Source organism: Actinomadura harenae (assembly GCF_003696215.1).
Lineage (GTDB): Bacteria > Actinomycetota > Actinomycetes > Streptosporangiales > Streptosporangiaceae > Spirillospora > Spirillospora harenae.
This window is the reverse complement of the sequence record NZ_RFFG01000049.1, coordinates 1-13297: the sequence shown is the minus strand read 5'-3', so window position 1 is coordinate 13297 and position 13297 is coordinate 1. Positions and strand designations below refer to the sequence as shown.

The 13297-nt window shown below is 74.5% G+C and carries 8 protein-coding genes; 4 read left to right on the top strand and 4 right to left on the bottom strand.

Annotated elements, in window-relative coordinates; translation table 11 throughout:
* The first annotated feature begins 4 nt into the window (after positions 1-4).
* Positions 5-1315 (top strand): D-arabinono-1,4-lactone oxidase, encoded by a 1311-nt coding sequence (locus EBO15_RS25070; RefSeq protein ID WP_122196896.1) that lies wholly within the window; start codon positions 5-7, stop codon positions 1313-1315.
* Between the two features lie 64 nt (positions 1316-1379).
* Here the strand turns inward: EBO15_RS25070 and EBO15_RS25065 are convergent, their stop codons facing one another.
* Positions 1380-2486, bottom strand: a complete 1107-nt coding sequence (locus tag EBO15_RS25065; protein WP_122196895.1) for a hypothetical protein — start codon at positions 2484-2486, stop codon at positions 1380-1382.
* A gap of 459 nt (positions 2487-2945) precedes the next feature.
* On the opposite strand from EBO15_RS25065, the gene sepH reads away from it, so the two are divergent.
* Positions 2946-5831: a septation protein SepH gene (gene sepH / locus EBO15_RS46890; protein WP_267898428.1), complete on the top strand. Its 2886-nt coding sequence runs from the start codon at positions 2946-2948 to the stop codon at positions 5829-5831.
* 78 nt (positions 5832-5909) lie between these two features.
* Here sepH and EBO15_RS25050 read toward each other — a convergent pair whose 3' ends face one another.
* Together EBO15_RS25050 and EBO15_RS25045 are read right to left on the bottom strand one after the other, a co-directional pair.
* On the bottom strand, positions 5910-7439 hold the full coding sequence (locus EBO15_RS25050) for a PH domain-containing protein (protein ID WP_233616415.1): 1530 nt from the start codon (positions 7437-7439) through the stop codon (positions 5910-5912).
* The gene (locus EBO15_RS25045) at positions 7436-7969 is read right to left on the bottom strand and encodes a PH domain-containing protein (protein ID WP_122196894.1); all 534 of its coding nucleotides are present in this window, start codon (positions 7967-7969) and stop codon (positions 7436-7438) included. Before EBO15_RS25045 ends, EBO15_RS25050 begins: the two co-directional genes overlap by 4 nt.
* A 441-nt stretch (positions 7970-8410) precedes the next feature.
* On the opposite strand from EBO15_RS25045, the gene EBO15_RS25040 reads away from it, so the two are divergent.
* Positions 8411-9403, top strand: coding sequence for an ATP-binding cassette domain-containing protein (locus EBO15_RS25040; RefSeq protein ID WP_122196893.1), 993 nt, complete (start codon positions 8411-8413; stop codon positions 9401-9403).
* Positions 9400-10212 carry an ABC transporter permease gene (locus EBO15_RS25035; RefSeq protein WP_122196892.1) on the top strand — a complete coding sequence of 271 codons (813 nt, stop codon included), beginning with the start codon at positions 9400-9402 and terminating at the stop codon, positions 10210-10212. Before EBO15_RS25040 ends, EBO15_RS25035 begins: the two co-directional genes overlap by 4 nt.
* 127 nt (positions 10213-10339) lie before the next feature.
* Here the strand turns inward: EBO15_RS25035 and EBO15_RS25030 are convergent.
* Positions 10340-13297: ATP-binding protein (locus tag EBO15_RS25030; protein ID WP_122196891.1), on the bottom strand; the 2958-nt coding region annotated here is incomplete at its 5' end.

Sequence of the window (13297 nt, the reverse complement as noted above, 5' to 3'; positions counted from 1 at the left end):
GGCCATGTCCCCCGTAAGCACCCGGACGTGGCGCAACTGGGCCGGGAACCAGACGGCCACCCCCCGCCGCGTCAGCACCCCGACCAGCACCGACGAGGTCTCCGCGGCCGTCCGCGCCGCGGCGGCCGACGGGCAGACCGTCCGGATGCCCGGCACCGGCCACTCCTTCACCGGGGCCGCCGTCGCCGAGGGCGTCCTGCTCCGTCCGTCCGGGATGACCGCCGTCCGCTCGGTGGACACCGGGAGCGGCCTGGTCACCGTCGAGGCGGGCCTGCCCCTGCACGCGCTCAACCGGCTCCTGGCCGAGCACGGCCTCGCCCTCGCCAACATGGGCGACATCCAGGAGCAGACCGTCGCGGGCGCCCTCCAGACCGCCACCCACGGCACCGGACGCGACGCCGCCGGACTCGCGTCCCAGGTGCACGCGCTGGAACTCGTCCTCGGCGACGGCTCCGTGGTCACCTGCTCGCGCGACGAGAGGCCCGACCTGTTCGACGCCGCGCGCGCGGGCGTCGGCGCCGTCGGCATCGTCACCGCGATCACCTGGAAGACCGTCCCGGCGTTCCTCCTGCGCGCGCAGGAGGAGCCGATGAAGTGGGACGAGGTGCTCTCCCGCCTGGACGAGTTCGAGGCCGACAACGAGCACTTCGAGTTCTACTGGTTCCCGCACACCGAGGGCTGCCTCACCAAGCGGAACAACCGCGTCGACGGCCCCGCGCGGCCCCTGTCGCGCTTCAAGGGCTGGCTGGACGACGAGTTCATGTCGAACTCGCTGTTCGAGGTGATCAACAAGGTCACGCACGCGGCCCCGATGCTCACCCCGTCGGTCAACCAGATCTCGGCGCGGGCGCTCGGCGCGCGGACCTTCACCGACACGTCCCACAAGGTGTTCACCAGCCCCCGGACCGTCCGGTTCAAGGAGCAGGAGATCGCCATCCCGCGCGAGCACCTCCAGGACGCCCTGCGCGAGATCCGCGGGCTGTTCGACCGGCGGGACTGGAAGATCAGCTTCCCGATCGAGGTCCGGCTGCTGCCGGAGGAGGACGCCTGGCTGTCGATGGCCCACGGCCGCCGCACCGCGTTCATCGCCGTCCACGTCTACCACCGCGACGACCACGCCGACTACTTCCGCGGCGTCGAGGAGGTCCTGACCGGGCTGGGCGGACGCCCCCACTGGGGCAAGATGCACACCCGCGACGCCGCCTACCTGGAGACGGTCTACCCGCGCTTCAAGGACTTCCAGGCGATCCGCAACGAGGTCGACCCGGACCGCCGGTTCGCCAACCCCTACACCCGGCAGGTCTTCGGCGACTGATCCCTCTCACGCATGCGGACGGGCCGGGCTCTCTCGGGGGAGGGAGCCCGGCCCGTCCGTTTCCCTAGTTCTCGCCGGAAGCGGGCGCCTGAAGGCCCGGCTTGCCGGTCGTCCCGCCGTTCTGGCCGCCTCCGCCTTGACCGGCGCCGCCGCCGCTCGGCCCGGAGGACGGCTCGTGCGTGGGCGTGGTCGTCGGCTCGCCCGTGGGCGTCGGCGACACGCTCGGCGACTCCGTCGGCTTCTCGGTCGGGCCGTCGGTGGGCCTCGTCGTCGGCTGGTCCGGCGCCCCGGAACCGCCGTCCGGGGTGGGCGTGCCCGTCGTGGACGGCTCGTCGGACGGGTTACGGGACGGCTCGTGCGTGCGCGTGTCGCCCGCCCCCTCGTTCTGGCCGCGGATGACGTTGCCGATCGTCCCGCCGTTGCCCTTGACCCCGCCGAACGTCTGGTCGGTGACCGACTCGTACAGGGTGATCCCGCCGATCACCACGACGAAGACCACCACCGCCGAGGCCGTCAGCATCTTCCAGCGCTGCCTGGCCCAGACGATCGTGTCGTCCACCGCGCTCTGCCAAGAAGCCTTGTGCGCGACGTCGCCGCCGCTCTGCCCGGCCACCGCCTCCTCGACGACGGTCCTGGCGGGTTTCCGGTCGACGTGCAGACCGTCCAAGCCGGACGCGTCGAACCGGGTCGCATTGGGATCGCCCAGCGTGGGCAGGTCGAACCGCGTGGCGTTAGGGTCGCCGCCCGGAACGGGCCTGCCGGACGGGTCGTCCACCCGGGTGGTGTTCGGATCGCCTCCCCCGAGGCGTCCGGGCGCCGGAGCCCGACCCGCGGGCCTCCCAGGACCCGCGACAGGGGCGTCCGCCGTCAGCGGCGACCCGGCGGCGCGCGTCGCGTCCGTGCTGGTCGCCGTGCGCGCGGCCTCGACCGGATCCCGCCCGTCCTCATCCGTCCCCGTGAGGTGGGCGCGCTCCTTGATCTGTTCCTTGCCCTGATCGAGATAGTGCTTGCCGACCACGGAGGCCGCCGTCGACACCACGCTCATGAAGGCCGCGCCGAGGATCGTCCCGTACACCCCCAGGTAGGACGCCCCGTAGGCGGCGACCATCGTCGCCGCCCCGCTCGCGATCAACTGCGTGGCACTCAGGTCCGGCAGCTTCCGCTGCGCCATCGAAAATTCCCTCTCTGCACGAAAACAGCTCAAATCCCCCACAACAGGAACTCGCCGTGCCTCCGGTGTTGTTCCGGCACCGGACGTGACGATCGCAACCCTGGTCGGCGGGCGGGAGACTGGAGCCGCACGGCAGGGTCGGGCAGAGTGTGGAAAAGGATCCACAAGAATCGGGTAGTCGGCCCCCGGTCGGCGCGCCGGACGGGCAAGCTTGGTCGGACGGCCCTCTTCACGGCTGTGATGAGGGCTTTGAGAGCGGCGATGTTCGGACATGCCGGGTACGGTGCTGGCAGCAGGTGTGTCCGAAAGAGAGACTCGGGAATCCGGGGGAAGGGCACGCATGCGCCCCTGGTGGGGACCGAACGACCGGCCGATGCGAGCGCGGGGAGGCGGACTCGCGAAACGGGCGTGTGGTTCGGCACCCTCCGGTGCCGTTGGGACAGGGCAGGAAGGACACGCATGCAGGAGCTGCGCCTCGTCGCGGTCAGCGAGGACGGTACGTACCTCGTCCTGGCCACCGCGGGCCGAGGCACCCGGTTCACCCTGCCCGTCGACGATCGGCTGCGCGCAGCCGTGCGAGGGCATTTCTCCCGCCTCGGCCAGTTCGAGATCGAAGTGGAGAGTCCCTTGCGACCCAAGGAGATCCAGGCTCGCATCCGGTCCGGTGAGACCGCGGAGGAGATCGCCGAGTCGGCGGGCATCCCCGTCGAACGCGTCCGCTGGTTCGAGGGACCGGTCCTCCAGGAACGCGAGTACATGGCCCAGCAGGCGCAGCGGGTCGCGGTGCGCCGTCCGGGCGAGACCCAGCCCGGCCCGCCGCTCGGCGAGACCGTCGAGGAGCGGCTCGGCCGCGGCGGTGTCGACCTCGAAGAGGTCGAGTGGGACTCCTGGAAGTGCGAGGACGGCACCTGGCGGATCCGCCTGTCGTTCTTCGAGGGCGGCCGTCCGCACGCCGCCGAGTGGTCCTTCGACCCGCGCCGCCGCTTCGTCACCCCGCTGGACGAGGTCGCCGCGCGGCTGACGTCCGTCGAGTGGGACGACGACGCCCTGTCCGACACCGTCACCCCGCTCGTCCCGCGCCGTCCGGCGATGAAGGTCGTCTCCGACTCCACCGCGTCCGCCCGCACCCGAGGCCTGCCCCCGGGCGACCACTCCGAGCCGCCGCGCGCCACCGAGGCCCGCCGCGCCTTCGACCCGTTCACCGACGACGCCCCACGCACGCTGGACGGCGTCCCGCGCGAGTTCCCGGTCCGTCCCGACTCCCCCGCCGCGCTCCGCCGCGAGGACGCGCCCGCCGCCCGTCCCGACTCCGACTCCTCGTCCCGCGACATCGCCGCCCGCGAGGCGGTGGCCCGCGAGGCCGCCATCCTCCGCGACACCGCCATCTCCCAGGACACCGACTCCCTCGCGCCGCGCCGCGCCGCGTCGTCGTCGTCCTCGTCCACCCGTGGCTTCTCCGACACCCGCGGCTTCTCCGACGACGACCCGTACGCGGACGAGGCACCCCGCGCGTCCTCCCCCGTCCGTCCCGCCGAGGGCCCGTACGCGCCCGGCGAGCCGCGCACCTCTTCGTCCCTGCGCGCGGCCGAGGGCCCGTACGGCGCCGACCAGAACTCACGCGCCCACGACACGCGCACCGCCCGAACCGGCGAGGACGACTACGCGAACGCGGGTTCGCGTGACGCCCAGGGCACGCGCGCGAACACGGGTCCGCGCTCCGTCCCGGTCGCCCGCACCGCCGTGGACGACCGCACCGCACAGAACTCGCGCGGGTCCGAGGGCGACTACGGCGACGAGAACGCGCGCGAGGCCGGCGGCTACACCGCCGAAGGCACGCGCACCGCGCAGAGCGGACGCGCGGCCGAGGGCCCGTACGGCACCGACCAGGCCTCGCGCAGTCAGAACACCCGCCGCGACGAGGACGACCACACTCCCGAGGCCACGCAGAACGCGCGCCGCGCCGAACGCACACGGGCGGCTGAGGACGACCACCTCACCGAGGGCTCGCGGACGGCACAGGGCGCGCGTGCGGCCGACGACGCGCGGACCGCACGGAACACGCGCGCGGCCGAGGACGAGCGCCTCACCGACGACTCGCGCGCCTCACGCGGAACGCAGCCGACCGACCACCCGCGCACCGCGCGCGGCGCACGCTCGGACGATGACCAGCGCACCGCTCAGGCCGCACGCGGAACCGACGGCATGCGCAGCGGCCGGGCCGGCGAGGACGACTACGCGAACGAGAGTTCGCGTGACGCCCAGGGCACGCGGGCGACCGCGGGCTCGCGTCCTGTTCCCGACGCGCGCGCCACCGAGGACGACCACGCCGCTGCGGAAGGGCGTGCCGCGCAGGGTTCGCGCGGGGTCGAAGGCGATTACGGCGACGAGAACGCGCGCGCCGGCCAGGGCATGCGCGGGGCTGACGACTACGCCGCTGAGGACTCGCGTGCAGCGCGCGGCGCGGGCTCGGACGACGACCTGCGCCGTACTCAGACCGCGCGCAAGGCCGAGAGCACACACGCGGACAAGGGCGACTACGACGCCGAGGACGCGCGGGCCGCGCGCGGTGCGAGCTCGGACGACGATTCGCGCCGTGCTCGGAACGCTCGCGCGGGCGAGGGCACGCGCGAGCGTGAGGACGACTACCTCGCTGAGGATGCGCGGGCCGCGCGCGACACGGACTCCGAGAACGACGTCCGCCGCGCTCACACCGTGCGTGGGGCTGACGGCACGCGCGCCGGGCAGAGCGCGCGTGAGGCGGATGGCCCGCGTGGGTCGGAAGGCACGTCCGCTGAGGACTCGCCCGCGGCCGAAGGCGGCCGTGGGGCGGACGAGATCGCCGCGTCCGGCGGGCGTGACGAGGACGGGCCGACCGGCGCCTCTGAGGACGCGGGCCTCGACGACGAGCGGGAGAGCACGCGCGCCAGGAAGGTGTCCGCGGCCAAGAAGCAGGCGGCCGAGGACGCGCAGGACGACGACGCGGACGTCCGCGAGACCGCGGCCGCCCGGAGGAAGGCCGCCGTCGAAGAGGCCGCGGCCGCCAGGTTGCAGGACGAGGAGGCCACCCGCAAGGCCGCCGCGGCGGCCACGCGCAACGCGGCGTCCGCGGGCCTGGCCGACGAGGACGACGTGGACGCGGACTCCGAGCGTCCGGTGCCGCGCGCTCCGCACCGTCCGGCGGCGAAGAAGTCCACGCGTCCGTCGATGCCCGCCGCGGCGGCCGAGAAGCCCGCCGACACCCCGGCGGCGCAGCGCGCGGCGCGCACCCGCCGCAAGGCGAAGGGCAAGCGCGCGTCCGTGCCGTCCTGGGACGAGATCATGTTCGGGGCCCGCCGCCCCGAGTAGGACGTCCACCCGCGTCGGCGCCCGGCCCTTCTCGAGAGGGGCCGGGCGTTCGCGTGCTCCCGGCCCTCGTCCTCGCGGCTACGAGGGGTGTTCGCGGGTCTTGTCGGGGCGGGGCGGGGCCAGGAAGGGGGCGATCCAGTCGGGGGTGATCGTCCAGGCCATGGCGAGAGCGTCGGATTCGGACATGTCCACGGCGGCGCAGCCGCCCTCGCCCGCGCCCACGGCGGCGTGCAGGGTGGCGAGACCCGCGCGGCGCTGGAACAGCGTGCGGCGGACGCGCCAGCCCACGATCGCGTCGTGTTCCACGACGTACTGGCGTCGGCGCAGGGAACCGGACCGGACGGTCAGGCGGACGCCGTCGTCGGCGTGACCGAGCTGGCGGTAGCGGTCCAGGCCCAGCGGGACGGCCATGAGGGCGGCGAACAGGGCGGCGGTGGTCGTCGCCAGGTGTCCCGCGAAGGCGCAGACGACGGCGGCTCCCAGGGGCGGGGCCGTCGCGCGCACGAGGCGGCGGCCCCGGGCGGCCCGGGGGTGCGGGATCAGTGGGGCGGGCACGGGGCCGAGGACGCGGGAGGCTAGCGCGACCGCGACGGAGCGGGGCGCGGCGGGCAGGAGGCGGCCCCGGTGGGCGGCGTCGCCCAGGCCCGTGACCAGGGCGCCGAGCCGGACGACCCCCGCGACGCGCTCGAAGGGGTTGTCGGACAGTTCGACACCGCGCACCCGGCGGCGTTCCAGCGCGACGCTGCGGCGGGTGACCAGGCCGCGTTCGGCGACGATCGAGCCGTCCCGCTCGTAGACGGTGAAGTCCCAGTTGAACAGGGTGAACGCGATGACCGAGGCGACCGGCATCGCGCCCAGGAACAGCATCATGATCAGGACGACGACGCCGGTGGGCAGGCCCGCCGCGTCCCGTCCGAGGCTCTCGACACGGTCGCGGGTGATCAGCCCGAGGTCGTCGCCGAGGTTGTAGAGGGTGCCGAGGAGGCTTCCCGCGAGCGCGAACGGGGTCAGCAGGTACGCCCCGCTCAGCGGCGCGTAGAGGAACCAGCGCGGACGGATGTGCGCGAGCTCGCGGCGCCGTTTCACCTGCAGCGGGGCCTCGGCCACGCGTGCGCGCGCGAGGAGGACCTTCCTGAGCCGCTCGGCCTCGCGCTGCGCCACCGCGTTGAGCACGATCTCGCCGCCGTCCGCGCCCGCGTCGACGTGGACGATCGCGAGGCCCAGAAGCCGGTGGCCGAGGGTGGACGAGATGTCCACGCCACGGATCCGTTCGCGGGGGACGCTCTTGACCGTCCGTCCCACCAGGGATCTGCGGGTCTGGAAGCGGTCCTCGTGCACGTGGTAGGTGAAGGTCGCCCAGGTTCCGACGTGCCAGGCCAGTCCGAAGGCGAGCCCTATGAGCGCGAAGTAGAACGCCGTGGACAGTCCGCCGACGAGGAGGCCCGTGGCGCCCGCGCCCACGAGCGCCGTCATCTCGCGGGCGGCGCCGACCACGAAGGTCAGCGGATGCAGGCGCCGGACGGGCGCGTCCCTCGCGGGACGCGGCGGGGGCGCCTCACCGGCTTCGGCGGGCGGGCGCGGGGCGGGAGCGTCGTGCGGCGCGGTCACGTGGCGTCGTCGCTCAGGTCGTGCGCGCGGTGCGCCAGGTCTTCGGCGAGCCTGTTGGCGACCGCGACGGGCAGCCCGGACACCTCGGACGAGCCCGTGTGGGACGCCGTGTGGACGCGCAGGCGCGCGAGGCCGAGCAGCCGTTCGAGCCATCCCTGCTCGGTGTGGACGTTCTGGATGCGGCTGACGGGGACGAGGAGCCAGTCGCGGGTGAACCAGCCCGTCCGCGTGTAGACGACGTCCGCGCTGACCTCCCAGCGGTGCACGCGGTAACGCCAGACTGGCGCGACAGTGACGGAAAGCACGCCGACGATGCCGACCACGACGGGCAGCCAGCCGACGTGGGCGGTCACCCAGCGTGGGACGCCGTCGCGGGGGCGGTGGCCGAGCCAGGCGGCGACGCCCCAGGCCAGGCCGAAGCCCAGGCCCCAGAACAGCAGGTACTCGATCGCCCAGTGCGCGATGGCCCGCGGCGACACCCGGTTCGCGGGCTCCCTGAGCCGCACCGCGTGGGTGCTCCGCGCCGTCACGTCTCCAGTCTATGGCCCGGACGGCGCCCGTCCGCGGACCGGTGCGCCCGATCACCGGTCCGGCGGGCCACGGTCCGCGGACGGTTTTGTCAGACCCGCGTGCGACCGTGGAACCGGTCGTCTCGCCGCCCCGGCGCCTCGGAGGATCGACGTCCGGCGGCCCGGCGATCGGCTCGGCTCATCGGCACGGTTCACCGGCACGTCTCATCGGCACGGTTTCACCGGCCGGGCTCCTCGGCCCGGTTCATCGGCTCGGCTCATCGATTCACCGGCTCGTGTCAGCCCCGCTCAGCGCAGGGGGCGCGGGCTGTCAGCGGGAGATCAGCGTCCTGACAGCGCAGGCCGGGAAGCTGAAAGCGCACCAACCGGATATCGCCTACTTTGACCGCCCCTCGGTCGTGGGCCCGGCGGTCCGGACCCACGAACGACGAAGGAGACCTCATGTCCCCCCACGCCATCCAGGCCGAGGGCCTGGAGAAGCGCTTCGGCGAGACGCGCGCCCTGTCCGGGGTGTCGCTGACCGCGGAGGCGGGCACCGTGCTCGGCGTCCTCGGCCCGAACGGCGCCGGGAAGACCACCACGACCCGCATCCTCGCGACCCTGATCGAACCGACGGCCGGGCACGCCACGGTCGGCGGCTACGACGTCGTGAAGCAGGCGCACCAGGTGCGCCAGCTCGTCGGCCTGACCGGCCAGTACGCCGGCGTCGACGAGATGCTCACCGGCACCGAGAACCTCCTCATGATCGGGCGGCTGCTCGGCCAGTCCCGGCGCGCCGCCAGGGCCCGCGCGGCCGAGCTGCTCGACCGGTTCGGCCTCGTGGACGCCGCCGGGCGCCCCGCCAAGACCTACTCGGGCGGCATGCGGCGCCGCCTCGACCTGGCCGCGAGCCTGGTCGGACGCCCGCAGATCCTGTTCCTGGACGAGCCGACCACCGGCCTCGACCCGCGCTCGCGCAATGGCCTGTGGGACATGGTCCGCGGCCTGACCGCCGACGGCGTGACCGTCCTGCTGACCACGCAGTACCTGGAGGAGGCCGACCAGCTCGCCGACGACATCGTCGTCATCGACCGCGGCCAGGTCATCGCGCACGGCACGTCCGACGCGCTGAAGGAGCAGGTCGGCGGGCAGGTGCTCGAGGTCCGCCCGGTCGACGCGTCCGACGCGTCCACCGTCCAGGCCATCGTCGCCGACCTCGCGGGCGCCACCCCGGAGACGGTGGACGGCCTGGTCAGCGTCCCGATCACCGATCCCGCGCTGATGCCCGCCGTGGTCCGCCGCCTGGACGACGCGGGCGTGCCCATCGGGGAGCTGTCCCTGCGCAAGTCCAGCCTGGACGAGGTGTTCTTCGCCCTCACCGGCCACCACACCGACGACGTCGACGCCGAAGCGGACCAGCTCGTCCGCGCCGAGAAGGAAGGAGCCCGCGCGTGACCACCGCCGCGCTCGCCCCCGAGCCCCAGCTGACCCGGCGGGTCTCCCCCGCCGCCGCCCTGCGCCACACCGCCACCCTCGCCTGGCGCAACCTGGTGCAGATCAAGCACAACCCGATGGAACTGGTCGACCTGTCCATCCAGCCGATCATGTTCGTGCTGCTGTTCGCGTACGTGTTCGGCCCGTCCATGACCGGCAGCGTCTCGTCCTACCTGCCGGTCGTCATCCCTGGGATCATCGCCCAGAACGCCCTGTTCGCCGGGATGAGCACCGGGTTCGGGCTGAACACCGACCTCACCAAGGGCGTGTTCGACCGGTTCCGCAGCCTTCCGATCGCCAGGTCCGCGCCGCTCGCCGGGCGGATCCTCGCCGACACCGTCAAGCAGGCGTGGTCGATGGCCATCCTGCTGGCGGTCGGTTTCCTCATCGGGTTCCGGATCCACACCGGCCCGGTCGCGGTGGTCGGCGCGTTCCTGCTGCTGCTCGCGTTCGCGGTCCTGTTCTCCTGGACGTCGGTGTACATCGCGATGAAGGTCAACGAGCCGGAGAAGGTGCAGCTCTTCGGGTTCGTGGCGATCTTCCCGCTGAGCTTCCTCAGCACCGCCTTCATCAAGTCGACCCGCGGCATCCCGGACTGGCTCGCCTGGGTCATCCGGAACAACCCGGTCACGCAGCTGGTCGAGGCGATGCGCGGGCTGCTCATCGGCGGTCCCGTCCTGCACCACGCCGTGGCCGCGCTGGCCTGGGGCCTGGCGATCACGCTGATCTTCGCCCCGCTGTCCCTCCGCGCCTTCAAGCGGCGCGCCTGACCGGCCGGCCATGCGGAACACCGCGCGAGGCCCGACGTCCTCGCGCCGCCCCCGACGCCCGCCCCCGTCCGGGGCGTGCGGCGGGCACCGCGCGTGGACGGCGGGCTGGTCGGGGGCTAGTCGTGGGCTAGTCGGAGGTGCTGTCCGGGTGGCCGAAGGGCGGGCGGGGGGACCAGGGCCTGGGGCCGGGAACCCGCTGGGACTCCAGGAGATCGTCGAAGGTGCGGGCGCGGCCGCGGGCGAAGGCCGCATCGTAGGACGCGTCGCCCAGCTCGGTGCGGAGGACCGCGGCGAGCGCGACGGCGTCGGGCTGGGAGAGGTCGGGGCCGCCGCGCAGGCCCTCCGCCTGGCCGAGGAGTTCGGCGGCGGTGGTGGGGTCGCCCTCGTGGCGGGCCAGGGCGCCCAGGCCGCACAGGACGTTCGCGACGATCGGGAAGTCGGGGGCCTCGACGGCCCGGACCAGGGCCTCGCGCAGCCGCTGCCGGGCGGCGCCCGCGGCGCCCGCGTCCAGGTCGCAGTGGGCGCGGGTCACCAGGACCAGCGCACGGAACTGCGGTGAGCCCGCGAGCCCCTCGGTGAGGCGGACCGCGTGGTCCAGCAGCCGGACGGTCTCGGCGTGGTCGCCGCGCCGCCGCGCGATCAGCGCGGACGCGTGGTGCAGCGCCGCCATCCCCTCGGCCGACCCGATCCGCTCGACCTCGCGCAGCGCCGCCGCCAGGATCGCCTCGGCCCGCTCGACCTCGCCGAGCAGCGTGAGCTGGACGACCAGCTGCATCTCGGTCTGCAGGACGACCATCGGGCCGCCGCCGAACCGGTCGTTCAGCCGGACGGCCTCCTCGTACAGGCCGACCGCCGCGCGGTGCTCGCCGCGGCGTCCGAGCAGCTCGGCCTGCCCGGTGAGGGTGAACGACAGCCCCCACCGGTCGCCCGCCTCCCGGAACGCCGCCAGCGCCTCGGCGAAGTGCCGCTCCCCCGAGGCCGTGCGGCCGAAGTTCAGCTCGACGTGGCCGGCGATGAAGCGGCCGAGGCCGCGCACCCACGGGTCCGGGTCGGCGAGGAGCGGGCCGAGGCCGTCCAGGGCCCCCTTGTTCCAGCCCTCGGAGTACATCTGCGCCGAGACCATCCCCAGGCGCAGTCCCGGATGCAGCGGCTCGTCCTCGGGGATCGCCTCCGCGAGCTCCTTGGCACGCAGCAGCCACCCGGCGGCGTCGGCGTCCTTGCGCGGGGAGCCGTCGAACACGGCCATCGCACCGAAGGCGAACGCCAGGGCGGTGCCCTGCACGGGCGGCAGGGCGGGCATGGCGGCGAGCGCGTTCACGCTGTCCACGGCCTCGTTGACCCGTCCGCGGAGGAACCAGTACCAGCCGAGCGCCGCGACGAACCGGACCGCGAGCGGCGCGTCGCCGCGGTCGATCGCCCAGCGCAGCGCGGCGTGCAGGTTGTCCTGCTCGGTGTCCAGGCGGGCGATCCAGTCGAGCTGCTCGGCGCGGTAGAGGTGCGGCTCGGCGGTCTCGGCGAGGCCCGCGAAGTGCTCGGCGTGCGCGCGCCGGACCCGTTCCCGCTCGCCCGCCTCGGCCAGGCGCTCCAGCCCGTAGGCGCGGATCGTCTCCAGCATCCGGTACCTCGGGACGCCGTCCGGGCCGTCGGTGACGACCGTGACCAGCGACTTCTCGACGAGCGCCGCCAGAACGTCCAGAACGTCCCCGGTGGGAACACTCCCTGCGGCTCCGGGCGGGGGCGTGTCCGGGTCGGCGCAGACGGCCTCGGCGGCGTCCAGGCCGGCGCCGCCGGGGAAGGCGGCGAGGCGGCGCCAGATCGCGCGTTCGCGGGCGTCCAGGAGGTCCCAGCTCCACTCGACGACGGCGCGGAGGGTGCGGTGCCGGGGCAGGGCGGTGCGGCTGCCCTCGCGGAGCAGCCGGAAGCGGTCGTCCAGGCGGTCGGCGACCTGGGCGACGGTGAGCGCGCGGAGCCGCGCCGCGGCGAGCTCGATCGCGAGGGGCATGCCGTCGAGGGCGCGGCAGATCCGGACGACGTCCGCGACGTTCTCTCCGGTCACCGCGAAGCCCGGGGAGACGGCGGCGGCGCGGTCGCCCAGCAGCCGGACGGCCGGATACCGGGCGGCGGCGTCGGCGGACGCGTCCGCCGGGGGCGGCTCCAGCGGCTCGACCGGCCAGAGGACCTCGCCGGTGACGCCGAGCGGCTCGCGGCTGGTCGCGAGGATCCGCGCGCCGGGGCAGTCGGCCAGCACCCGGTCGGCGAGCCGGGCCGCCGCGTCGAGCAGGTGCTCGCAGTTGTCCAGGATGATCAGCGGACGGCGGGCCGCGAGCGCCCCGGCCAGCCGGTCGAGCGGGTCGCCGGCGTCGGGCGCGGCCAGCCAGCCGGACTTGGCGGACAGCAGCGTCGCCTCGCGCACGCCGAGCGCCGTGAGCACGGCGGACGGCACCTCGCCCGGGTCGGTGACGGACGCGAGCGGGACGAACCACACCCCGTCCGGCGCGAGGCCCGCGGCGGCCCGTCCCGCCTCCTGCGACAGCCGGGTCTTGCCCGCGCCGCCGGGGCCGGTCAGCGTGACGAACCGTCCCGCGGTGAGCAGGGCGCCGACCTGCCGCAGGTCCTCGTCGCGGCCGATGAAGCTGGTCAGCTGCGCGCGCAGGTTCCCGGCGGACGCGCCGGACCGGTCGCGCTCGACCACCGGCCCGTCCTCCGCCGCGGGCCGGACGCCGGACAGCGACGGATCCTGCCGCAGGACGGCAACGTGCAGCGCCTCCACGGACGGCGACGGGTCCACGCCGAGGCCGTCGGCCAGGGCCGTCCGCAGCGACGCGTACTCGGCGAGCGCGTCCGCCTGCCGCCCGGACGCGTAGAGGGCGCGGATCAGCAGGGCCCGCAGCGGCTCGCGCAGCGGGTCGGCGGACACGAGGGCCTGGAGCTCGGGAACGAGGTCGCCGTCGTGTCCGGCCTCCAGGTCGGCCGCGGCACGGTCCTCGAGGGCCGCGCGGCGCAGCTCGTCCAGGCGCGCGGACGGCGCGGACGCGAACGGCAGGTGCGCGGCGTCGGCGAGCGCGGGCCCCCGCCAGAGCGCCAG

What these genes read in the sequence shown, in the direction of transcription:
- EBO15_RS25070 (WP_122196896.1), top strand. Translation starts at nt 5, where the DNA reads ATGTCCCCCGTAAGCACCCGGACGTGGCGCAACTGGGCCGGGAACCAG.
- EBO15_RS25065 (WP_122196895.1), bottom strand. Translation starts at nt 2,486, where the DNA reads ATGGCGCAGCGGAAGCTGCCGGACCTGAGTGCCACGCAGTTGATCGCG.
- sepH (WP_267898428.1), top strand. Translation starts at nt 2,946, where the DNA reads ATGCAGGAGCTGCGCCTCGTCGCGGTCAGCGAGGACGGTACGTACCTC.
- EBO15_RS25040 (WP_122196893.1), top strand. Translation starts at nt 8,411, where the DNA reads ATGTCCCCCCACGCCATCCAGGCCGAGGGCCTGGAGAAGCGCTTCGGC.